19 protein-coding genes, 2 pseudogenes and 1 other annotated feature are annotated in these 24599 nt (G+C 42.3%); of the genes and pseudogenes, 19 read left to right on the top strand and 2 right to left on the bottom strand.

The genetic code is table 11. The features are described 5' to 3' along the window. The first annotated feature begins 23 nt into the window (after positions 1-23). The 8 genes and pseudogenes from ROSEINA2194_RS01655 (at position 24) to ROSEINA2194_RS01620 (ending at position 10573) form a co-directional block, all read left to right on the top strand. On the top strand, positions 24-965 hold the full coding sequence (locus tag ROSEINA2194_RS01655; protein WP_007882627.1) for a TIGR03943 family putative permease subunit: 942 nt from the start codon (positions 24-26) through the stop codon (positions 963-965). A 55-nt stretch (positions 966-1020) separates the two neighbouring features. Then, positions 1021-1291: a binding site (T-box leader), on the top strand. Between the two features lie 110 nt (positions 1292-1401). Next, entirely contained in the window at positions 1402-2511 is a 1110-nt protein-coding gene (locus ROSEINA2194_RS01650) for an ABC transporter substrate-binding protein (RefSeq protein ID WP_007882623.1), read from the top strand. A 3-nt stretch (positions 2512-2514) separates the two neighbouring features. Beyond that, positions 2515-3477: an ABC transporter permease gene (locus ROSEINA2194_RS01645; RefSeq protein ID WP_007882619.1), complete on the top strand. Its 963-nt coding sequence runs from the start codon at positions 2515-2517 to the stop codon at positions 3475-3477. Positions 3478-3494: 17 nt separating this feature from the next. Next, positions 3495-4306 (top strand): annotated as a pseudogene (locus ROSEINA2194_RS01640) (ABC transporter ATP-binding protein). Between the two features lie 217 nt (positions 4307-4523). Further along, positions 4524-5405 (top strand): sulfide/dihydroorotate dehydrogenase-like FAD/NAD-binding protein, encoded by an 882-nt coding sequence (locus tag ROSEINA2194_RS01635; protein ID WP_007882616.1) that lies wholly within the window; start codon positions 4524-4526, stop codon positions 5403-5405. Positions 5406-5471: 66 nt separating this feature from the next. Next, on the top strand, positions 5472-6857 hold the full coding sequence (gltA, locus tag ROSEINA2194_RS01630) for an NADPH-dependent glutamate synthase (RefSeq protein WP_007882615.1): 1386 nt from the start codon (positions 5472-5474) through the stop codon (positions 6855-6857). A 183-nt stretch (positions 6858-7040) separates the two neighbouring features. After that, positions 7041-8114, top strand: coding sequence for a C39 family peptidase (locus tag ROSEINA2194_RS19515; RefSeq protein WP_007882614.1), 1074 nt, complete (start codon positions 7041-7043; stop codon positions 8112-8114). 227 nt (positions 8115-8341) lie between these two features. Then, a complete protein-coding gene (locus ROSEINA2194_RS01620) occupies positions 8342-10573 on the top strand; it encodes an HAD-IC family P-type ATPase (protein WP_007882613.1) in 2232 nt (743 codons plus the stop codon). Here the strand turns inward: ROSEINA2194_RS01620 and ROSEINA2194_RS01615 are convergent. Continuing rightward, complete coding sequence (locus ROSEINA2194_RS01615) at positions 10570-11919, bottom strand: MATE family efflux transporter (RefSeq protein ID WP_021923737.1); 1350 nt, start codon at positions 11917-11919, stop codon at positions 10570-10572. The genes ROSEINA2194_RS01620 and ROSEINA2194_RS01615 overlap by 4 nt on opposite strands. 239 nt (positions 11920-12158) lie before the next feature. On the opposite strand from ROSEINA2194_RS01615, the gene ROSEINA2194_RS01610 reads away from it, so the two are divergent. The 7 genes and pseudogenes from ROSEINA2194_RS01610 (at position 12159) to ROSEINA2194_RS01580 (ending at position 19850) form a co-directional block, all read left to right on the top strand. Further along, positions 12159-13046, top strand: coding sequence for a LysR family transcriptional regulator (locus tag ROSEINA2194_RS01610; RefSeq protein WP_007882611.1), 888 nt, complete (start codon positions 12159-12161; stop codon positions 13044-13046). Positions 13047-13165: 119 nt separating this feature from the next. Continuing rightward, complete coding sequence (locus tag ROSEINA2194_RS01605; protein ID WP_007882603.1) at positions 13166-13807, top strand: VanZ family protein; 642 nt, start codon at positions 13166-13168, stop codon at positions 13805-13807. A gap of 143 nt (positions 13808-13950) precedes the next feature. Next, positions 13951-15231 carry an adenylosuccinate synthase gene (locus tag ROSEINA2194_RS01600; RefSeq protein ID WP_044926888.1) on the top strand — a complete coding sequence of 427 codons (1281 nt, stop codon included), beginning with the start codon at positions 13951-13953 and terminating at the stop codon, positions 15229-15231. Between the two features lie 65 nt (positions 15232-15296). Further along, positions 15297-15905, top strand: coding sequence for an HAD family hydrolase (locus ROSEINA2194_RS01595; RefSeq protein WP_007882593.1), 609 nt, complete (start codon positions 15297-15299; stop codon positions 15903-15905). A 178-nt stretch (positions 15906-16083) separates the two neighbouring features. Beyond that, positions 16084-17104 (top strand): annotated as a pseudogene (locus tag ROSEINA2194_RS01590) (ABC transporter ATP-binding protein). Then, positions 17104-19272 carry an ABC transporter permease gene (locus ROSEINA2194_RS01585; RefSeq protein WP_007882579.1) on the top strand — a complete coding sequence of 723 codons (2169 nt, stop codon included), beginning with the start codon at positions 17104-17106 and terminating at the stop codon, positions 19270-19272. The pseudogene ROSEINA2194_RS01590 and the gene ROSEINA2194_RS01585 overlap by 1 nt, the downstream one beginning before the upstream one ends. Further along, positions 19269-19850: a DUF4340 domain-containing protein gene (locus ROSEINA2194_RS01580; RefSeq protein WP_007882575.1), complete on the top strand. Its 582-nt coding sequence runs from the start codon at positions 19269-19271 to the stop codon at positions 19848-19850. Before ROSEINA2194_RS01585 ends, ROSEINA2194_RS01580 begins: the two co-directional genes overlap by 4 nt. Positions 19851-19906: 56 nt before the next feature. On the opposite strand, the gene ROSEINA2194_RS01575 is transcribed toward ROSEINA2194_RS01580, so the two are convergent. Continuing rightward, the gene (locus ROSEINA2194_RS01575; RefSeq protein WP_007882574.1) at positions 19907-20131 is read right to left on the bottom strand and encodes a hypothetical protein; all 225 of its coding nucleotides are present in this window, start codon (positions 20129-20131) and stop codon (positions 19907-19909) included. A 181-nt stretch (positions 20132-20312) separates the two neighbouring features. Between ROSEINA2194_RS01575 and ROSEINA2194_RS01570 the strand changes: the two genes are divergently transcribed. From ROSEINA2194_RS01570 to ROSEINA2194_RS01560, 4 genes are all read left to right on the top strand, one after another. Continuing rightward, complete coding sequence (locus ROSEINA2194_RS01570) at positions 20313-20990, top strand: hypothetical protein (protein WP_172727032.1); 678 nt, start codon at positions 20313-20315, stop codon at positions 20988-20990. Between the two features lie 33 nt (positions 20991-21023). After that, the gene (locus tag ROSEINA2194_RS20030) at positions 21024-21149 is read left to right on the top strand and encodes a nitroreductase family protein (protein WP_007882565.1); all 126 of its coding nucleotides are present in this window, start codon (positions 21024-21026) and stop codon (positions 21147-21149) included. 321 nt (positions 21150-21470) lie between these two features. Continuing rightward, on the top strand, positions 21471-22304 hold the full coding sequence (locus tag ROSEINA2194_RS01565) for a PD-(D/E)XK nuclease family transposase (protein WP_007882561.1): 834 nt from the start codon (positions 21471-21473) through the stop codon (positions 22302-22304). 626 nt (positions 22305-22930) lie between these two features. After that, positions 22931-24439, top strand: a complete 1509-nt coding sequence (locus ROSEINA2194_RS01560; RefSeq protein ID WP_044926885.1) for a hypothetical protein — start codon at positions 22931-22933, stop codon at positions 24437-24439. Positions 24440-24599: the final 160 nt, after the last annotated feature.

Here is a 24599-nt window from a genome sequence, read left to right as displayed (position 1 = left end):
GAATTTAATAAGGGAGAATATATATGAACGAAATACCAGTATATTTATTTACCGGTTTTATGGACAGTGGAAAGACCTCCCTCATCAAAGATACCTTATTTGAGCAGGGCTTTGCAAAAGAGGGAAAAAGCCTTGTCATCTGCTGTGAAGACGGCGATGCAGAGTTTACGGATGAAGAACTTGAAAAAAATAATGTAAAACTTGTCATGGTAGACAGTGAGGCAGATTTTACAGAGGACTTTTTGAAAAAAGTAAATACCGAGTACCAGCCGGAGCAGGTATTCTTAGAGTACAACGGAACCTGGCAGATGGGAACACTCATGGATATGGAACTTCCAAAGTACTGGATGATCGTACAGCAGCTTGCCACGGTAGATGCAACGACTTTCGATATGTATCTTGCAAATATGCGTACAATGATCATGGAACAGCTTTTTTCCGCAGATGTCGTGATCTTCAATCGCTGTGATGACAGTACAGACAAAGGAAAATACCGCAGAAATGTCAAGGCATTAAACCGGAAAGCACAGCTTGTCTATGAGCGTGCGGACGGAACACTTGACGAGAGACCGGAGGAGTTACCGTTTGACATTACTGCGGATGAGATTGAAATTTCCGATGCAGATTATGCAATCTGGTATATGGATTGTCAGGACAATCCGAAAAAGTATGAGGGTAAGAAAGTTTCTTTCTTAGCACTTGTATACAATCCGGACAAACTGAAAAAAGGAATTATGGTTCCGGGACGTTTTGCAATGACCTGCTGTGTGGAGGATGTTACCTTCATCGGCTTCAAAACGAAATACGACAGGGAGGATGAAATTCCGCACAAATCCTGGATCAATATCACAGCAGAAGTACACGTAGAATTCGCAAAAGAGTACAAGGGAAAAGGTCCTGTATTGTATCCAATTTCCATAACTCCAGCCGAGAAGCCGGAAGATGAACTCGTATACTTCTCATAAAAATAAAAAAAGGTGTTGACAAAGATACGTTAATGTATTAAAGTAACACCATAAAGAAAAACCGTTGAGAAAGAGTAGTAAGTAATCTGTTGATATTACAGAGAGCTGCAGGTGGTGGGATTGCAGTATGGATCATTTTACTGAATGGACTTTCGAGGGTGACCTGAACAACATACATGAAGCATACAGAGCCATGTATCAGCAGTAGGAGTCACCGGGAACCGAACCCGTTATCAATCAGGCGTGTATGATAGTACATGAGAGAGTGGACCGGATGGTCAAGATGAGTGGTACCGCGATAATAAGATTTTATTACCGTCTCAAGCAACAGCTTGAGACGGTTTTTGTTTACTTGCAAACAAAACCGCAATACATGATTCTTATAACTTTCAAAACGGATTTCTTTCAAAAACATTCTTAAAATTTGGAGGAAAAAATGATGAAGAGAAAAATGATGGCAGCAGTATTGACAATGGCAATGGCAGCAACAATGATCGGTGGATGTGGAAACAGCACAGACACATCCAATGCAGGAAACAGCACGAACACAACAGAGAGCAGTGCAGACGCAGCCGATACCGCAAAGGACACTGCACAGAATACTGCAGACAAAACCGTGTACAAAGTTGGAATCGTACAGTATGTAGATGATGCATCCTTAAACCAGATTGAGAAAGCAATTGAAGCAGAGCTGGATGCAAAAGGAGCAGAACTTGGTGTGACATTTGATTATGCAGATTACACCTATAATGGTCAGGCAGATTCCTCTACCTTAAATCAGATCGCAGCAGATCTTGTGGCAGAGGGCGTCGATGTGATCATTCCGATCGCAACGCCGGCAGCAATGATCATGCAGAACGCAACGGAAGATAATCAGATCCCGGTTGTATTTTCCGCAGTATCAGATCCGGTCGGAGCAGGACTTGTAGCAAGTGCAGATGCTCCGGGTGCCAATATTACAGGAACATCCGATGCAATTGATGTGGCACAGATCATGGATTTCATTTTGGCAGCGGATCCGGATGCTGCAAAAATCGGATTTCTGTATGATAAGAGCCAGGATTCTTCCACAAGTGCTATTCAGGCGGCAAAAGATTACTGCGATGAACATGGGATTTCCTATGTAGAAAAAACAGGTACAACAACCGGTGAGATCCAGGCAGCAGCAGATTCCCTGGTGGCAGAAAAAGTAGACGCTATTTTTACACCACAGGACAACACTGTTATGACAGCAGAACTTGCGATTTTTGAAAAATTTGCAGACGCAGGTATCCCTCACTACACAAGTGCAGATTCCTTTGCTTTAAACGGAGCATTCTTAGGATACGGCGTCAACTATGAGACACTCGGAACAAAGACAGCAGACATGGTTGCAGACATTCTTGCAAACGGAGCAGATCCGGCCACAACACCGGTAGAAACATTAGACAGCGGTATCGTAACCGTAAATACAGAGATTGCAGAAAAAGTCGGAATCGATTATTCTATCTTTAAAGATATGTGTTCCGAATTGATCGAGACAGTAACAGCAGAGGAGTTTAATTAAGGTATGGGTTCCATTATTACATTATCAATTGTACAGAGTGCATTAGAACTTGGTTTTATCTATGCACTGGTCGCACTGGCATTATTTATATCCTTCAGTATTTTAAACATTGCGGATCTTTCGACCGATGGATGTTTTACATTGGGATGTGCCGTCTGTGCATCGGTGACACTTGCAGGTCATCCGATATTAGGATTATTTGCAGCGATGGCAGCTGGTGTCTGCTCCGGTTTTGTGACCGCTTTCTTACAGACAAAAATGGGGATTCAGTCCATTTTGGCGGGAATCATCGTAAATACCGGATTGTATACAATTAATATTGCAGTAATGGGATTCGCTTCCAACATGAACTTATTCAACTGTGAATCCGTTTTTACCTGGGCAAAAACAGCGATCGGTGGAACGTGGTATAAACTGATCGTGGCTGCACTGATCGTTATCATTGTAGGAGTGCTGATCTCTTTCTTTTTAAATACAAGGCTTGGACTTTCCATCCGCGCAACCGGAGATAATCCGGATATGGTAAGAGCTTCCAGCATTAATACAAGTGCCATGATCACGATCGGACTTTGTGTTGCCAATGCCCTGACCGGTCTCTCCGGCGGACTGCTTGCGCAGTATCAGAAATCCTGTGATATCAATCTTGGAACCGGAATGGTAACAATCGCACTCGCCAGCCTGATCATTGGGGAATCTATCATTGGAAAAGGCGGTATGTTACAGCGTGTGACCGGCGTTATTTTAGGAAGCTGCCTGTATCGTTTTATCGTGGCAGTTGCCCTGAGATTAAATGTACCGGCAGAGTGTTTAAAACTTGTTTCTGCAATCATTGTAGCCGTGGCGATCGCATTCCCATATCTGAAAAAGCAGATGAATTTTTACCGGCAGAAACGTGCCGCAAAGGCTCAGAACCAGATATACGTTCAGGAGATTATGAAAAATGACAGCGAAGGAGGAGAAAGATAATGGCAGAGAAGAACGCAATGCTTGTGATGCGCGATGTCAGCAAAACTTTTAATCCGGGAACTGTCAATGAAAAATGTGCATTAAAAAATCTGAATCTCACCTTAAAGCAGGGGGATTTTGCAACGATCGTAGGAAGCAACGGAGCCGGAAAATCAACGCTGTTTAATGCGATAACAGGAGCCTTTTTTGCAGACAAAGGACTGATCATGCTGGATGGTGAGGACATTACCTATCAGAAAGAGCATGTCCGCAGTAAAGTGATTGGTCATTTGTTTCAGGATCCATTGAAGGGAACCGCACCACATATGACGATCGAGGAGAATATGGCGCTTGCCTACCTGCGCACGACTACTTCAAAGAATGCCTATTTCAGCCGGATCAAGGCAGCGGACAAGAAAAAATTCAGAGAGCAGCTCGCACTGCTTGACATGGGGTTAGAAGACCGTATGAAGCAGCCGGTCGGACTTTTGTCCGGTGGACAGCGTCAGGCACTCACACTTTTGATGGCAACGATGGTGACTCCTAAGATTTTGCTGCTGGATGAGCATACCGCAGCCTTAGACCCTGCCACCGCAGAGAAAGTACTGAACCTCACAAAAAAGTAGTGTCAGAGCAGAACATCACCTGCCTTATGGTCACGCACAACATGCATCAGGCGCTTGAACTTGGAAACCGTACCCTCATGATGGATTCGGGAAATATTGTGCTGGATGTTTCCGGGGAAGAACGGGAAAAGATGTCAGTGGATGATCTGTTAGAGCAGTTTGCAGTCCGTGCCGGAAAGGCATTGGATAATGACAGAATTCTGTTTTCCAAAGTGGAGGCATAATAATATTGTATAGATGGAAACAAAAAAGAATGGGTTCCATAAATAATCATTATAGTAAAATACTGTAAAACCGAGGAAAAGCCGTTGAAATCTAACGGCTTTTCCTTTATTATATAAAGTAATGCTAAAAAAATGTATATTTTCATAGGAGACTCGTGATTAAGAAAAACGATTACAGAGATGAAAAAGGCAGTGAGTATATACAAGGAGGAAAAACATGTATCCAATCGTTAGAAGAGAAAAACTGGCAGACAAGATCTATCTTATGGATGTCAAGGCTCCTCGTGTTGCGCAGTATTGCGAACCGGGACAGTTTGTGATTGTAAAAATTGATGAGGAAGGTGAACGTATTCCACTTACCATTTGTGATTACGACAGGGAAGAGGGAACGATCACGATCGTATTCCAGACCGTAGGAGCTTCCACAGAGCGTATGGTAAGCTTACAGGAAGGGGATGCTTTTGAAGATTTCGTTGGACCTCTGGGATGCCCATCGGATCTGATCCATGAAGATATCGAAGAATTAAAGAAAAAGAAAATTTTATTTGTTGCAGGTGGTGTTGGTACAGCTCCGGTTTATCCTCAGGTAAAATGGCTGCATGAGCACGGCGTTGACTGTGATGTTATCATGGGTTCCCGTAACAAAGATTTACTGATCTTAGAGGATGAGATGAAAAAAGTTGCCACAAACCTTTATGTGACAACGGATGATGGCTCGTACGGTTTCAAGGGAACCGGTACTGCACAGCTGCAGGAACTCTGGGATAATGGTAACCGTTATGACCACTGTGTGGCAATCGGACCAATGATCATGATGAAATTTGTCTGCAAACTGACAAAAGAATTAGGAATTCCAACGGTTGTTTCCATGAATCCGATCATGGTAGACGGAACCGGAATGTGTGGTGCATGTCGTCTGGTTGTCGGCGATGAAGTGAAATTTGCATGTGTAGACGGACCGGAGTTCGACGGACATCTGGTTGATTTTGATCAGGCGATGAGAAGACAGGCTCAGTACAAGACCGAAGAGGGAAGAGCAATGTTGAAATTACAGGAAGGTGCAACACATCACGGCGGATGTGGCAATTGTAACAGTTAAAAATCAGAAATTTGTCAGATCAGAGAGAATGCTGTCTGGTCAGTTACATAGAATCAGGAGGAAAAAATGGACGTATTAACTAGAGTTCCGGTTCGTGAGCAGGAGCCAGCCGTTCGTGCAGCGAACTTTGAAGAAGTATGTTTGGGATATAATGAAGAAGAAGCAATGGCAGAAGCTGCCCGCTGCTTAAACTGTAAAAATGCACAGTGTATGAAAGGATGTCCGGTATCTATCAATATTCCGGGATTTATCGCAGAAGTAAAAGAAGGTAATTTTGAGGCTGCTTATCATGTGATCAGTGAGTCTTCCGCACTTCCGGCAGTCTGTGGCCGTGTATGTCCACAGGAGACACAGTGTGAGGGAAAATGTATCCGTGGAATCAAAGGAGAGCCTGTAGCGATCGGTAAATTAGAGCGTTTTGTTGCGGACTGGGCAAGAGAACATGGCATTAAACCGAAAAAGGCAGAAAAGTTAAATGGACATAAAGTAGCAGTGATCGGCTCAGGCCCGGCAGGTCTTACCTGTGCAGGAGATCTTGCAAAGCTTGGTTATGATGTGACGATTTTCGAAGCATTACATCAGGCAGGTGGTGTGTTAGTTTATGGTATCCCTGAATTCCGTCTTCCAAAGCAGAAGGTTGTTGCCGCTGAAGTGGAAAACGTGAAAGCATTAGGGGTTAAGATTGAGACCAACGTTGTCATCGGTAAATCCGTTACAATTGATGAGTTGATGGACAACGAGGGCTTTGAGGCAGTTTTCATTGGTTCCGGTGCAGGACTTCCAAGATTTATGGGTATTCCTGGTGAGCAGGCAATGGGTGTATTCTCAGCCAATGAGTTCTTAACAAGAAATAACCTTATGAAAGCGTTCTTAGACAATTACGATACACCGATCAAAGCTGGTAAGAAAGTTATTGTAGTCGGCGGTGGTAACGTGGCAATGGACGCTGCAAGAACAGCAAGAAGACTTGGCGCAGAGGTACATATCGTATATCGTCGTGGTGAGGAAGAACTTCCGGCACGTAAAGAGGAAGTACACCACGCAAAAGAGGAGGGTATCATCTTTGATCTTCTCCAGAATCCAACCGAATTATTAGTGGATGAAAACGGTTGTGTAAAGGGTGCAAAAGTGATCAAAATGGAACTTGGCGAACCGGATGCTTCCGGAAGAAGAAGTCCGGTTGAGATTCCGGGCTCTGAATATGAGATCGAGGCAGATACTGTGATCATGTCACTTGGTACTTCTCCAAACCCTCTGATCTCATCCACTACAAAAGGTCTTGATATCAACCGCAGAAAATGCATTATTGCGGAAGAAGAGACCGGTGCAACTTCCAAAGAAGGTGTTTATGCCGGTGGTGACGCTGTGACAGGTGCAGCAACTGTTATCCTTGCGATGGGTGCCGGTAAAGCAGCAGCTAAGGGTATTCACGAATATCTCAGCAACAAATAAAAACAGACAGGACAGGGCAGGTGCTGAATGGATCATACATTTGGCACCTGTTTTTCTGTGGCTATTCCAAAGAAAACCCAAAGTTTTATTAATATTTTATGAAGAGGGTAGCAAAATTACAGGGTTTATGTATATAATAGAACACGCTACGCAAGAAAGAAATACGAGAGAGGTTACCGATAGATGAAGGAGCAGAATCAGCGCCAGATACATAATCAGACAGAATTAGACGAAAGAAGAATGAGACAGAAAAAGCTTGTACGGAAAAGAAAAATCGTTTTGAGTGTAATGCTTTTGACATCTTTTTTACTGGGATGTGTCTGTGGAAGATATTTTCCTGAGATCAAACTTGGAAAAACAGAAGAAGTGCTGGCATCAGCGCAGGATAACTCCGGTGAAGAGAAAAAAGAAAATCAAATTACAAATGACGTGGGAATAGAGAACGAAAAACTGACAGATAATGCAGAATCATCAGAGATCGAAGAACCGGCAGACAGCGAAGAAACGAATGATCCGTTTGCGGAGATTCCACAGGTTGTGTTATCAAAACCGGTAGATTATTCCTTAAATCAGGCAATCAGACAGTTAGAACAGATGGAAGCGTCAGATGAACGCTACGCACAGATCGTGGAAAATGCAGAGAAATATCCGGAAAAATTACTGATCAATCTGGCAAATAATCCGGAAATGATCGCATTTGTAGCTGATTATAAAGGGAACACAAGGGATTATGATAAAGCAGAACTGACAGAGAAAGAGTTACAGGAAGAATATCCGCTCTTTTTACAGTGGGATAAACGCTGGGGCTGCCTTGCATATGGGGATGACAGCAATGTTGCGATCAGCGGATGCGGTCCGACAACACTGGCGATGGCAGTAGTTGCGCTGACTGGAAATGAGGAGGCAACTCCGGCTGCAATCGCAAAATTTGCCATGCAGGAAGGGTTTTATATGTCCGGCACAGGAACGATGTGGTCGCTTATGACAGAGGGGGCGGCAGCTTACGGTGTCCGCTCCGAGCAGATCAATATCAGCCAGACTGAGATCAAACAGCACTTAGATCAGGGAGATATCGTGATCTGCTCTGTGCGGCAGGGAGATTTCACTACAGGGGGACATTTTATCCTGCTCTATGACTATGATGATGAAGGATTTTCCATTAACGATCCGTTTTCTTTATACCGCAGTGGCCAGAAATGGAACTATGGAAAAATCAGGAGCCAGATCAAAGCTGTCTGGGCATTAAAAGCAAAATAAAGAACAGTTAGCGATTGTTCAAATAGTTTAACAAAAAACAGGGCATACTAAAGCATCATAAAGTGAGATGGAGAGATGCAGAATGTGCCAGAATATGAGTGGACTGTCCACTGCTGAAGTGGAATTTCGGAAAAAGCAGGGTTGTCGAATGAAAGCGTAGATTCTTCCACAAAGACAGTGGCACAGATCATCCGCTCAAATGTTGTAACTTATTATAATCTTATTTTTTGATCATTACGATCCTTCTGATCGTAGTGGGGTCTTTTCGGGATCTTACTTTTTTACCTATTATTATTGCAAATATGTTGATCGGGATCATCCAGGAGCTGCGTTCCAAAAAGATTCTGGATGATCTTACGATATTAAATACACCGAAAATCACGGTCCGGCGCAACGGAAGTAATCAGGAGGTTTTGGCGGATGAACTGGTGCAGGATGATGTGATAACGCTTTCAGCAGGTGGACAGATTCCGGCGGACGCACTGGTGTTATCCGGCAATATCACAGTCAACGAGGCTTTGATCACAGGGGAGGCCGATGAGATTGTAAAAAAAGATGGAGATTCCCTTTTTTCGGGAAGTTTTGTGATATCAGGAGAGTGCATGGCAAAACTGGAAAAAGTGGGAAAAGATTCTTATATTTCAGGACTGATGTTACAGGCGACGCAGGCAAAAGAGGGCGAGCAGTCGGAGATGATCCGGGCGTTGAACCGCCTTGTGCAGACCGTGGGCGTGATCATCTTGCCGATCGGGGCGATCCTGTTTTTACAGCAATATTTTTTTTCCGGGGCGGCGATGAAAGATAGTGTGACGGGCATGGTGGCGGCCATTCTCGGAATGATCCCGGAAGGTCTGTACCTTCTTGCAAGTGTGGCGATGGTGGTGTCGGTGATGAGGCTTGGAAAACAAAAGGTACTGATCCATGACATGAAATGTATCGAGACACTGGCGCGGGTAAATGTACTGTGTGTGGATAAGACCGGAACCATTACCGTGCCGGAAATGGAAGTGGCACAGTTTATCCTTGCAAAAGACCAGAACCTTGCAGCGAAAGAACAGGAAGCAGACCAGCAATCGGAAGACAAAAATAAAATTGCAAAGCTGCTCTCTGACTGTGTGCGTGCCCTGCCGTGCGACAATGCAACGATGGAGGCATTGCAGCAGTATTTTACGGAGCCGATGGAAAACAGTGCAGAAAAAATCGTCCCGTTTTCGTCTGCCACAAAATACAGCGGAGTGGTTCTGGCAGGAAAAGCTTATGTGGTCGGCGCACCGGAATTTGTGCTGCGGCAGGATTATGCGGCTGTTCAGGGAACAATCGAAGTATTTCTGGAAAAGGGATATCGTGTGCTTGTATTTGCAGAGTATGAGGGGAATCTGGATGGAAAAGAACTGACAGAAAATGCAACTCCCATTGCATTTATCCTGCTCAACAATGCAATTCGTGAGGGGGCAATGGATACATTCCGTTACTTTTCCAAGCGGGGAGTGGAAGTGAAAGTGATCTCCGGGGACAATCCGGTCACGGTATCGGAGATTGCAAAGAAAGCGGGAATCCGCCATGCGGAAAAACAGGTGGACGCAGCAACGTTGAAAACAGCGGAGGCAGTGCGGAAGGCAGCAAAAAAATACACGGTGTTCGGCAGGGTGACACCGGAGCAGAAACGTCTTCTGGTGCAGGCATTAAAAGAGCAGGGAAAGACCGTGGCAATGACCGGAGACGGCGTGAACGATATTCTTGCGTTGAAAGATGCTGACTGCAGCATTGCGATGGCGTCAGGCAGTGAGGCGGCTTCGCATGTGGCACAGCTTGTGCTGCTCGATAACGATTTCAATAAAATGCCGGCGGTTGTCATGGAAGGGCGGCGGGTGGTGAACAACATCGGGCGCACTGCCAGCCTTTATCTGGTCAAGAACATTTTCTCCATGCTCTTAGCCGTATTTTCCATGCTGTTTCTGATCGATTATCCGCTGGAGCCATCGCAGGTGTCGCTCATCAGTGTTTTTACGATCGGGATTCCGTCATTTTTTCTGGCGCTGGAGCAGAACCGGAATCAGATTCATGGGCATTTTCTTACCAATGTCCTGATCCAGGCGCTTCCGGCTGGGATTACAGATTTTATCGTGGTGAGCGGTCTGGTGATTTTCTGCAGGGAGTTCGGAGTGGAAAAAGAGTGCGTTTCCACGTCGTGCACGATCCTGATCGCAGTTGTCGGCTTCATGATCCTTTATCATATAGCAAAACCGATGACAACACCGCATGCGATCCTGATCGCAGCGATGGTCATCGGCTGGTTATTCTGTATGCTGTTTTTCAGTGAACTGTTTGCGATCACGGCGGTCACAGGAAAATGTGCAATGCTCATGATCGTGTTCGCAGTCATCACGGAGCCAGTGTTCCGGTATCTGATACAGCTTGTGGAGACTGTTCAGAAGTGGGGTGGAAAACTAAAATTTTAGTCCGATGAACCGGAATGTTTTTTCCGGCTCTGTTTTTCCCAGATAAAATACGTTACGATCAGAAGGATTCCGGTGAACAGCCATGTGATCGGGCTTGCCAGACGGACTGCCCAGTAACCGAACGGATTTAAGGTGACGGCGATTACGATAATACGGCACACCATTTCCACAACACCGCTCAACATTGGAACAAGTCCGCGGTTTAAGCCCTGCAGGGCGTTCCGGTAAAGGAAAATCCATGCGAGCGGCAGCATGAAGAAACTGATGGTGTTCAGATACTGCATGGCATAGTCGAAAATTTCTTCAGAAGGATTGCTCACAAACCAGCTCACAATAAAACGTCCGCCGAATACGCAGATGGCAGAGGCAGCAAGCGAGATAAAAATGCAGATGAAAAATCCTTTGCGCATTCCCTCGTAGATACGTTTGTATTTTCCTGCGCCGAGGTTCTGACCGCAGTAGGTGGCAATCGCAGTGCCGAGTGTCGGCATGGTCTGGGTGGAGAGGTTTTCCACTTTGGAGGCGGCAGTGAAGGCAGCCACAACACTGGAACCGAAAATATTGACTGCGCCCTGCAGGATCATGGTTCCGATAGCGGTGATGGAATAGTTGAGCGCCATCGGAATACCGATGGAAAGCATATTGAACACACCGTATCCGTCGAGGTAGTAATCTTCCCGGCTGGTTTTTAAAATGTCGAATTTGCGGAACATATAAATAAAGCAAAGCAGTGCTGAGACACCCTGCGCAATGATCGTCGCATAGGCAGCGCCTGCGGTTCCAAGTTTTACGACGACGATCAAAAACAGGTCGAGCACAATATTTAAAAAGGAAGAGAGAATCAGGAAATACAGCGGTGTTTTGCTGTCGCCGATCCCTCTTAAAATACCGGCGGCAACGTTGTAGGACATCGTGAGCAGGATACCTGCGAAAATGACTTTAATATAAGAGTCTGCGAGTCCTAAGATATTGTCCGGTGTTTTCATTAAAATAAGAAACTGTCTGGAAGCTGCCACCGTAGGGATGGTCAGAAGTAACGATACAATGGCAGTCAGTATCAGGGAGAGTGCGACATAATGCTTTAACAGCTTGAAATCTTTTGCACCGAAGGCGTGGGAGACCATAACGCCAAATCCCTGCGCAATACCATTTGCAAATCCTAATACAAGGAACATCAGACATCCGGTAGAGCCTACCGCAGCCAGAGCATCCTCACCAAGATACTGCCCGACAATGATCGTATCCACCATGTTATAAAACTGCTGAAAAATATTTCCCAGTAAAACCGGAACGGAAAAAAGTAAGATCATTCTGAGCGGGCTTCCCATTGTCATGTCTTTTGTCATAATCTGTACTCCTTGATTTATAAAATAGTTAAAAACCTGTCCGTGTTTTTTAGCCTCAACACGCATATTCTTTACGTTTCAGCAACTTAGTATAAGGCATGGACCGCAAAAAGACAATGTTTATTTTTGCGCAAAAATATAATTTTTTGTTTTCGCAAAAGAAAAGATTTTTTCGTGGGAAACTGTTATAATAAGAAAGCAATTATTTGCAAGTTACAAGAAAATCACGGAGTAAAATAATGCAGACAAACCTCGAATACTACAAAATTTTTTATTATGTATCCAAATACAACAGTATCTCCCTCGCAGCAGAGGCGCTTTCCATCTCACAGCCGGCAGTCAGCCAGGCAGTCAAGCATTTAGAAAGTGATCTTTCCTGTGCTCTCTTTGTGCGTACATCCAAAGGCGTGCGCTTAACAAAAGAAGGCGGACTGCTTGCAGAATATGTGAGAAAAGGATATGAGACAATCCTCACCGGGGAGAAAAAACTCTCGGAGATGTTAAACTTAGATGCCGGAGAAATCTGTGTGGGTGCCAGTGACATGACATTGCAGTTTTATCTGCTTCCTTATCTGGAGACGTTCCATGATGCATTTCCGCAGATCAAAGTGACTGTGACGAATGCCCCGACACCGGAGACGTTGAAACATTTACAGGACGGAAAAATTGATTTTGGGATCATCAGTACCCCGGTGAACAATAAATATGATTTTAAAATGACACCTGTCCGCAAAATTCAGGATGTCTTTGTGGCGGGAAAAAAGTTTGAGTACTTAAAGGGTGGAAAATTAAGCTATAAAGAGCTTGAAAATCTTCCGGTGATGTGCTTAGAGGGAAGCACTTCCACAAGAAAATATGTGGAGGATTATCTGGCAGAGCGCGGCACATTTGTCCGGCCGGAATTTGAACTTGCGACAAGTGATATGCTCATCCAGTTTGCAGTGCGCAACCTCGGTGTTGCCAGTGTCGTGTCGGATTTCGCAGAAAAATACATTGAAAATGGGGAATTATTCATATTGAAATTTGACAAGGCGATACCGGAACGCGAGTTTTGCATTGTCTCAAACGAGCGTGCGCCGATGTCGGCAGCAGCGGAAAAACTATACGATTTTCTGCTTGTTCCGTAGTGAAAATGTCAGAAAAAGTTCATCAAATCTTCATCAATCTTAATGGAATATCAATGGGATTGCGGGCAGGAATATGATAAATTTATATGCAAGATCAGGATATTTAGGGGGAAACGTAAATGATGCGTTTATTATCCATCGGGATAGATTGTGTCTCAGCTGCTATTTTTGTGATTCCTGCTTTGGCTATTTTGCAGTGTACAATCTACAGGAAATGGGAATTTAAACCATTTTGTGTAAAACTGATATTTGCATTTTATGCGATTGCTCTGTTTTCGGTTGTGGGTGTCCCTGCGGTTGGAACATTTCAGATGGATTTTGGCCTGAATCTGATACCGTTTGCAGACATTGTAAATAGTCCGTTTGCATATATGAAAAATACGATTTTGAATATCATTTTATTTATACCGATGGGATTTTTTGTACCTGCGGTCTGGAAGAATTTCCGGTCTTTCAAAACCATGTTTTTCATGGGACTCGCGGTATCGCTGGGGATTGAACTATTACAGATATTTACATTCAGGCTTACGGATATTGATGATCTGATCACCAATACGGCAGGAACTGTGATAGGATATGAAATAAGCAGAAAATTCTCTTTTCCGTTCTCTTTAAAATCAGTGGATTCGAAAGAAAGTTTAGTACGATATGAACCTGTCCTGATTCTTGCGGTTATGCTTTTGATTTCCATATTTCTGAAACCAATGGTGTCTGATGGCATATGGAATATTGTGTTATCTGGTCCGTGGTGGGAAAGATAAGGAGATATAATGAATGATTATATCAAATATAATGAATATTAATTTTACTTATGACATCGCTTCGTGTATAATCATAAAGTAAAAACAGGAAAGTGTGATGGTTTTTACAGACCATCACTTTTTTTATGCAGGAGGAAAATCAAATGGTTACAGCAGTAGTAGGCGCTAACTGGGGCGACGAGGGAAAAGGAAAAATCACAGATATGCTTGCAGATGAAGCGGACATTGTTATCCGTTTTCAGGGCGGAGCAAATGCAGGTCACACCATCGTAAACAACTATGGTAAATTTGCATTACATACATTGCCATCAGGTGTATTCCACAGCCACATCACCAACATTATCGGAAATGGTGTTGCACTGGATATCCCGAAGGTAATAAGTGAGATCAAATCGATCACAGACCGCAATGTGCCTGCACCAAAAATCATGATTTCAGATAGAGCACAGATCGTTATGCCATACCACGTTCTTTTCGATCAGTATGAGGAGGAGCGTCTTGGAAAGAATTCTTTCGGTTCTACCAAGTCCGGTATCGCACCATTTTATTCAGACAAATATGCAAAGATCGGTTTCCAGGTAAGTGAGTTATTCGACGAGGAATTATTACAGGCAAAAGTAAAACGTACCTGCGAGACAAAGAACATTATGCTTGAGCATATGTATCACAAACCATTATTAAAAGAAGAGGAATTATTAGCTACTTTACATGAGTACAGAGACATGGTAGCTCCGTATGTCGGGGACGTTTCTTTATTCTTGGACAAAGCAATCAAGGAAGGCAAGAAGATCTTATTAGAAGGTCAGCTTGGTACCTTAAAAGATCCAGATCACGGAATTTATCCAATGGTAACCTCTTCTTCCACCTTGGCAGCATACGGTGCGATCGGAGCAGGTATCCCACCATATGAGATCAAGAAGATCGTAACAGTAAGTAAAGCATACTCTTCCGCAGTAGGAGCAGGTGCATTTGTAAGTGAGATCTTCGGAGACGAGGCTGACGAACTGAGAAGACGCGGTGGAGACGGTGGTGAATTTGGAGCAACAACCGGACGCCCAAGAAGAATGGGATGGTATGACTGTGTTGCAAGTAAATATGGATGTCGTCTGCAGGGAACAACCGATGTAGCACTTACCGTACTTGATGTATTAGGATACTTAGATGAGATCCCGGTATGTGTTGGATACGATATCGACGGAGAAGTTACTACAGACTTCCCTGTAACTGCAAAATTAGAGAAGGCAAAACCGGTATTCAAAAAACTTCCGGGATGGAAATGTGATATCCGTGGAATTAAGAAATACGAGGATCTTCCGGAAAACTGCAGAAAATATATTGAGTTTGTTGAGGAACAGATCGGATACCCGATCACAATGGTTTCCAACGGACCAGGCAGAGAAGATATCATTTACCGCAATAAATAAAAAGACTGAGGCAGGCGTGCAGTGCACCCTGCCTTTTGTGACAAAACAAGGAAGAAGGAGCATTTATGATAAAAAATATTATTTTAGATGTCGGGAAAGTTCTTGTGGCGTGGGAGCCGGAAGACGCAATGAAACAACTTGGATTTGATGATAAGATAGTGAAAGCAGTTGCGGATGCTACGGTCAATACTCCGGTCTGGTCTGAGACAGACCGTGGCGTCTGGTCAGATGAACAGATCCTACAGGCATTTTATGAGAAGGCACCGGAATATAAAAAAGAGATCGACCTGTTCTGGAATCATCTGGAGCTGGCGATCAAACAGTTTTCCTATACGAAAGAATGGATTTCCAATATGAAAAAAGAGGGCTTGCATGTGTATATTCTTTCTAATTATGGGGATTGGACTTACCGGAGAACAAAAGACAATGCACTGGATTTCTTGCCGTTGACAGACGGAGCGATTTTTTCCTATACAGTGAAGCAGATCAAACCGGATCTTGAAATATATGAAACATTGTTAAATCAGTACAAACTGAAACCGGAAGAATGTGTATTTATCGATGACCGGATGGAAAATATCGAGGGAGCCGAAAAAGCCGGAATCCACGGAATCTGCTTTGAGACGATCGGGCAGGTGAAAGAGGATCTGAAGAAATACAATATATATGTCTAAATAACAGGTATTTAAGAAGAGAAAAAATCGTCGTTTCACAAAGTTATCACATTTTTTTCCAAAAGAAAACACATTTTTTCGATAAGATAATACTATCGAAAACCGACAGTTGCGAAATTCGTGAAAACAGACGGATTTCGCGATTTTCATGCGAGCCGGAAGTAAGGAGGAAAAGATTGTGATCGAGATCAGCCATCTGGTAAAAAAATATGGCGACCATATTGCAGTGAATGATCTGACATTGACTGTGGAACCAGGAAAAATTTATGGATTTTTAGGACCAAACGGCGCCGGAAAATCCACCACGATGAACATTATTACAGGGTATTTAGGTGCAACCAGCGGAGAGGTGAAGATCAACGGATTTGATATTTTTGCACAGCCGGAAGAAGCAAAAAAATGTGTGGGGATATCTGCCGGAGATCCCGCCTCTTTATGTGGATATGACAGTCAGGGAGTATCTGAACTTTGTGGCAGAGTTAAAGAAACTCGAAAAGGGTCGGAGAAATAAATATGTGGAGGAGGCGATGGAGACGACCGGAATCACTGCACAGCAGTCAAGACTGATCCGTAACCTGTCAAAAGGCTACAGGCAGAGAGTCGGATTTGCACAGGCAGTGTTAGGGTATCCGGAGATCATCATTCTGGACGAACCGACGGTCGGACTTGATCCAAAACAGATCATAGAGATCCGTGACCTCATCAAAGAACTTGGCAAAAATCATACGGTTATTTTAAGTTCGCACATTTTGTCTGAAATATCTGCAGTGTGTGATCACATTTTCATTATTTCCAAAGGAAAATTAGTGGCAGGCGATTCCACGGAGAATCTGATGAAACAGATGTCCGGGGCGCAGGAGATCGAACTTCTGATCAAAGGAGACAATGCGGCAGTGCAGGAGACATTCACCGGGATCGCAGAAGTTGAAAAATGCATTCCATTAGAGCAGAAGGACGAAGCGTGTGTACATCTGAATCTGATCGCAAAACCGGGAATGGATATCAGGGAACAGGTGTTTGCTTCCTGTGTCAACCATGGATTTGTCATTCTGCAGATGAATCCCGTTTCAAAATCTCTTGAGGATGTGTTCCTCGAACTTACGGAAAAAGAGGGGACACAGAAGGAAGTTCTGCCGGAGAAAAAACTCCATTTTGTAAAGTCTCATTTTGGAAAAGAGAGTAAGGAGGACGGGGAATAATGTTTGCGATATTAAAAAGAGAAGTAAAAGCTTACTTTCAGACGGTGACAGGATGGTTGTTTATTGCTGCAGTTCTTGTACTCTATGGACTATATTTTTATGTTTACAATCTGCGCGCAGGCTATCCTTATATTTCTTACTCACTGTCGGCGATCGCATTTATCATGCTGATCACGGTACCTGTGCTGACTATGCGCAGTTTTGCGGAGGAACGCCACAGCAGAACAGACCAGTTGATCCTGACTGCACCGGTATCTGTGGGAAAAGTAGTATTGGGAAAATATCTCGCAATGGCTTCTGTATTTACCATAGATATGGTGATCATTGCAATCACACCATTGCTGTTAATGTCTTACGGAACGATCCCATTAGGTGAATCCTATGCAGCAGTGCTTGGATTCTGGCTGTATGGCTGCGCCTGCATTGCCGTTGGTATGTTTATTTCCTCATTGACCGAAAGCCAGGTGATTTCCGCAGTTTTGACATTTGTTGCATTATTTGCCGGCTATATGATGGGAAGCATTTGTAATCTGATCTCAGAGAGCGGAAATCTTCTGACAAAAATTTTAGGCTGCTACGATCTTTACACGCCGCTCGATAACTTTATGAATGGAACACTGGATGTGGCGGGAATTGTCTATTACGTAACGATCATTGCATTACTTTTATTCCTGACAGGGCAGTCCGTTCAGAAACGTCGCTGGAGCATCAGCTCCAAAAAAATATCGACAGGTGTATTTTCAACGGGAATGATCATTGCAATGGTGGCAGTGACCGTTCTTGTGAACCTGTTCGTGGCAGAACTTCCGGCAACATGGACATCCATTGATGTCACTTCAACGAAAATTTATTCCATCACAGACGATACGAAGGATTATCTGAAAAGTCTCGACGAGGATGTGACAATTTATGTGCTGGTGTCTGATGCATCAAAAGATACAAAGCTGGATGAGACATTACAGAGATATGAATCCCTGTCGAATCACATCAAAGTTTCCTATATCAATCCGGCTGCAAACCCGACTTTTGCTGCGCAGTATACAGACAGTTCTGTAACTTCAAACAGCATGATCGTTGTGAGCAGCGAGCGTTCCAGAGTTATTGATTACAATGATGTGTATACCTATAGTTATGATTACAGCAGTTATTCCAGAAGCATTGATGGATATGATGCAGAGGGACAGCTTACAAGTGCGATTCAGTATGTGACCATGGATTCCACAGAGCTTCCGGTGATTTATCAGGTATCTGGACATGGGGAAACAGCTTTATCCGGTGGATTTACAGAGGCAATTGAAAAAGCAAATATCACTTTATCTGACCTTGCATTATTAAAAGAGGATGCGGTTCCGGAAGATGCAGCAGCACTTATTATCAATGGACCGACGACTGATTTTTCGGAGGATGATGCCAACAAAGTGATCGATTATATCAATCAGGGTGGAAAAGTGCTGATCACCTGCAATTTCCAGGCACAGGGTCTGGAAAACTTCGAGTCGATCCTGTCAGCCTGCGGAATGGAGCGTGTTTCCGGCATTGTCATGGAAAATGATAAATCCTATTATTACAGCAATACACCGTATTACCTGCTTCCTGACGTAAATTCAAGTGCATATACAAGTTCCGTCAGCGGTTCATATATCTTTGCTCCATACAGCGAGGCAATCACCTATGGAGAAGATACAGATGATACAACTTATACAGCATTATTGGAGACGACAGATAAAGCAGTATCCAAGACAGATGCAGCAAATGCAACAACATCAGAGCTGGAAGAGGGAGATGCTGCAGGACCATTTGCGGTTGCGGTTGCCATGGAAAAAACAATCGATGAAGATACAGTCGCAAAAGTAGTGGTCGCCGGATCTGTGGAAATGTTTGCAGACAGTGCAGACCAGATCGTTTCCGGAAATAACAGCGCAATGTTTACAGATATCATTGCCCAGATGGTTGGCGATTCTGATCTTGCAACAAGTGTGATCCCAACAAAAGATTACACGCTCAGCGCCATCACGGTGGATGCAGCGGCAGGGATTCTGTATGGGCTTGGTCTGATGATCGTGCTTCCGGTCATTATGATGATTCTTGGAATTGTGATATGGGCATCAAGAAGAAAAAATAAAACAATAGATGATAGAAAATCAAGATTGGAGACAGATAGAATATGAAAAAACAGAAAATTCAGTTTATTGTAATTCTGATCGTGCTGGCAGTGCTTATCGCTGCCACCTTCGGAATGAAATGGTATAACAAAAATAAAGAGGAAGAGAAAACAGCGGAAGAAGAGGCTTCTACCATTTATATTTCCAAAGTGGACGTTGACACGATCACAGCATTTTCTTATGAGGTTGACCATGTGACGTATACTTTTACAAAGGATGGGGATACATGGACCTATGACGGAGACACATCACTGGATATGGATGAAGAAGCGATCGACAGCATGCTTTCAACACTGTCATCGCTGACAGCAATAGAAGAGATCAGTGATTATACAGATCTGAAAGAGTTTGGATTTGACCAGCCGGAAGATCTGATATCCTACACAACAAGTGAAGGGTCTGTTTCTCTTTTTGTAGGAAATAAAAATGATACTTTGAATGCATACTATATTATTTCAGCTGATGGAGGAAGCATTTATCTGACAGAAACGTCTCTTGCGGATGCTTTTTCAAAAACGATTGAGGAGCTGACAGTCACAGAGGATACAGAAAGCACGGAGACAGTTGAGAACACAGAAGAATAAATAAGATAAAAGCAGAATCAGCACCTGACAGGAAATTTGTTCAGGTGCTGATTTTTTTAATGCTCTGTAGTATCTTTCTCTTCGGAATCTTTTTTGATCAGTTTGTAAATAAAACTGTATGCCCAGATCAAAACAGGGATGATCACAGAGGCATAAATGGATGTCATGAGCATGTTCATAAAATTTTCACTGGCAGAAACTGCACAGACGATAGTAGAAATATAAAGCCCAACCAGAATGATCACGCCGATGATTGCTAAAATTTGTTTTACTTTTTTCATATTTTGAATCCTTTCAGGAAAAATCGAATAAGTTATGGTATAATGAGCGCAAGCGAAAAGAACATATTTATATGCTCGGCGAGCGGCGAAATTATTGAGTGATGAAATCACGATATAATCATCCTATCGGAAAAAAACATTTTCGTCAATAAAATTGTGGAAGAAAAGGCAGGTAAATCTGGTGGCATATGAAAAGCTTTTGAATGAAATTTATGCGGCGGTATCATTGAAATATCTGTGGAAGGAATACGAACCATATTTTGTGAAAAGTGAATCGCCGGATTGGATTAATCCAAACATGGATTTCGGGTTGGAAGTCAGTCAGGCACTTTTGCCGGATGACGGGCAGGAGGAGAGTTTTATCGAAAAATATCTTGGCTGCCGGAAAGAGGAACTGCCTCCTCTGGCGTTTGAAAAATATGGGGAACGGCTGAATTTTTACAACGGAAGGTTCTGGGCGATTCTGCCAGATAATACTGTGCAGCAGGATTATCTTTCCAAGGCGAAATATCGTTTTGACCGCAAACTGGAAAAACTAAATGCAAATTATATCCATAAGCACTACAATGGTTTGTATCTTTTTCTACATCCGACCGACGAGAATGATATTGATGCAGGTGCACTGTTTGAATATATGAGATATACACAGGAAAAGAAAAAAATGCGATTTGACAGGGTATTTTTAAATTGTGTCAAAACCATTTATGTCTGCAATTACGAAAACAATACGATTGAGCCGATTGTGCTGCCGCCAAATGCGGAAAACTTTTTGAATACGGAGGCGGAGTACTTACGCAATTGCTGTGACTGGAAGGATGGGACAGCGCTGGAGATGAAGCGTGGCGATGAGAGCTTTTAAATAAGTGTAGAAATATGATTGGAGGAAAATAGAATGAACAGTATCTTTCACAGAGTAAGTATCAGAAAATATCAGGAAAAGAAAATTGAGCAGGAAAAAGTGGAACAACTGCTTCGAGCTGCAATGGCAGCGTCGTCTGCATGCAACCAGCAGCCGTGAGGAGCTGGCTCTTCCATTTCAATCATTCAGTCAAAAAGCAAAAGAGCAGGAAAAGTTAAAAGTTTCCTTGACTTTCCCCACCCAGCCCCTTACAATAAACCTATCTTTTTTATCAAATCAAAGTTACAAAATAAGCTAACATAACAAAAAAATCCATCACCACATCGGTGGACCACTCAGCAGGAGAAAATGACAGACACAAATTTAGAACAGTAACTAAAAAATCCATACAAACAGTCTTGAAGAATCTTGAGGGGTTCTATATAATAAACATAGATCATTCGGAAAACCTGTTTGTATACCATAAAAGCAGGAGGTCAAATGACCAGGAAAAAACAAAAGACATTAGAGGAAAAGATAGAACAGGTTAAAAATTTCAGACCTATTGATGATACGTTTTTTGAAGTACTGGCAGATGATATTGGCGTATGTCAAGAGATGCTGCGTATCATTTTAGAAGATGAGAAACTCATCGTAAAAGACGTTATCGTACAGAGCAGTGAGAGAAACCTGTATGGACGTTCTGTCCGTCTGGATGCACTCTGTATCCTTGGAAATGGAAAAAAGTGTAACGTGGAAGTGCAACGATCTAACAAGGATCACCATTTAAAAAGAGTGCGGTTCAATGCATCGGTCATCACGGTGCGGGACTCGCAGACGGATGATAAATTTGAGGAGACGATCGATCTGATCGTTGTGCATATTTCCGAGTTCGATATCTTTAAACGTGGCAGGGTGATTTATCACGTGGACAGCGTGATCCGGGAAACACAGGAAAAAGTAGACGACGGATTAGAGCGTGTATTCGTCAATACCACTGTAAAAGACGAAACAAGCATCTCGGAATACATGGGCTGTTTTCAGCAGAAAGAGATAGACAATGCCAAATTTCCAAAATTAACCAACCGTGTGCACTATCTGAAACATGAAGAGGGAGGCGTAAACGCAGTGTGTGAAATAATGAGAAAATATTCAGATGAGGCGTATAAGCAGGGCGAGGAAGCCGGCAAAGAAATCGGTCAACGGCAAGCCAACATCACCGCTATCAAAAACATGATTATCCGCTTTCATGCAACGAAGGAAGTCATTTTGGAAGATTATACCGAGTCCGAATACAACACCGCCATCGCCGAACTCCAAGCCAAAGCCAAATAACCACAGACAGAATCATCCATCACAGGGTCAGCTCGCCAGGAGCTGGCTCTGTGACGGAACGTATGCGTGGGAAGCAGTGTAAGAGCGAGAATATGAAAAATGTCTGAAAGAAAACAAAGTATTTGAATTCGGCGGCTTTGGAAATGAACTCAGACTATAACAGAAATTATAAAGTAGAAGCACTCTAATAGAATGAGCAATCAGAATCGTTCTTTTAGAGTGCTTTTCTGCAAAAAAATAACTTTCGATTTCACGTAAGTTCATTGTGTTGGTTTATGTGGGGTGGTAAAATATATAAAAATTATATGGCATGAATTAATGGAAGAGAATGTTATGAAATAATAGTGAAAAAGAAATATTGATGTTCATAGATCACTAGTCAGTTTAGACAGATTATAGAAATTAGGAAAATGAGTTTGGACAGTTTTTTCGTTGAGAAGATGGTGCTTTTGATTTAAAAGTGACATGTATTGAAAAGGGAAAAACACAAGTGTAGCTTGCTGAAAAAATTGATATCATAAATAAGCAGAATGATATGGTGAATAAGATTTTCAGGCAGATGATGGAAACATTGGGGATATTGAATAAACATATACCAAAATAGACAAATGAGAAGGAGAAAAAATATGTTATTATTTTCAACAATTCTTGATATTGAAAAGTCTTTAACGAAAGATTCTTTTATAAAATTGGTTTTGGAATGGAATCAAGGAAGTCCTCATGAGAGTAATGTTATTAAAGGTATCAAGTGGAATGGTGAACATAATATCAGGTATGGCAATGAAAAATTGTGGATAGATATTGAGGAATATCGAAATAAAAATATTATTGCTGTTAGATTTGAGAAAATTGAAGAGGATGGAGCAGTCTGGGATACAGATTATGTTATGAATTTTCAAGATATGAAAATGTCAATTCGATTAGATCGTAGTTATCTTGAAGAGGCTTTAACGATTGATCCTAAATTTTCGACACCACATTTTATTACGTTGTTAATTGAGCGAGGGTATGTAAAGAAAGATGGATTGCTAGAAGTGTTGAAGAAGCCAGTATCTATAAATAATGATAATATTCAAATGCTTGCAGATATTATTAACGGAGAAACAACGTATAGATTACCAATTGTGTATATCTCAAAGACATATTATGATGATAATCCAGTTAATGTTGGTCTTTTAGCTAGTAAATTAAAGGGAGCGGCTCATGTTCTTGTTCAAGATAGCAATTGTACTAATAACAAGCTGAAGATATTGTGTAATGAAAAGAATGAGTACTATGGTGCTATAGGTATATATTTCCCAAGACAGGCAATGGGACGTAGACGCTATTTATATAGGCGTACAACAGGCATTGATAATCATTTGTTGGAAAAAGTTGTTCAAGTTGTTATTCAATATAGTAATTCGCAAATGATTGAAACATTATATACATGGCAGGGAGTTAATAATGCATTATTAAGAGATAGACTTTTTTGCCAAAAAGAAGAAAGAGCGCAGGCAGAAGAAGAGAGACGAAAAGCACTTTATGAGTTATTGCTACTGAAAGGAAATTTGGATAAGACGCAGGAAAAGATGCAGCAGGAAGCAATAAAAGATGCAAAAGCTGAAGCTGATAAAATTCTTGATAGTTTTGAAGAAGATATGTTAAAACTTCAGGAGCAGGTAGAGCAATTATCTCGTGTAAATGATGCTTTGACAAGTGAAAATTATGGACTTCGTTCGAAAATTAATACTGTTGATAGAGTGCCAGTGATTTTCTTAGGAGATGAAGAAGAGTTTTATGCTGAAGAAATCAAAGAAATGATTTTAGATGCTCTAGAAGAGGCATTAAAAGCAGCAACTCCCAAAACTAGAAGATATGATGTACTTCGTGATATTCTTGAGAAAAATGCATATAAAAGGATTCGTGATGAAAGAGAGAAAACCATAAAAAATATGTTCAAGGATTATAAGACTTTATCTGGAATAATGAGGCAGGAACTTAAAGATATTGGCTTTGAAATAACTGATGATGGAAAGCATTATCGTTTAACATATTATGGCGACGATAGATATAAAACAACTATTGCAAAAACAGGTAGTGATTGGAGAGAAGGAAAAAATATAGCAGCTACCATTTTAAAAAATATGATGTAAAAGCATTGAGCGACATTTGCAGATAAGATTTCTTATTTGGTAGGAGTATTTTTGCAATTCAAAGATAATAAATTTTGTAAAGAATGACAGGCTAAAACAAGTGACACTTTAAGTGTTGAAGTTGATTATTCCGTTAATAAAATATTTGCATTTATCCCAG

Source organism: Roseburia inulinivorans DSM 16841 (genome assembly GCF_000174195.1).
Classification (GTDB): domain Bacteria; phylum Bacillota; class Clostridia; order Lachnospirales; family Lachnospiraceae; genus Roseburia; species Roseburia inulinivorans.
Note: the sequence above shows the minus strand (reverse complement) of the source record. Positions and strands in the feature narration are given on the sequence as shown.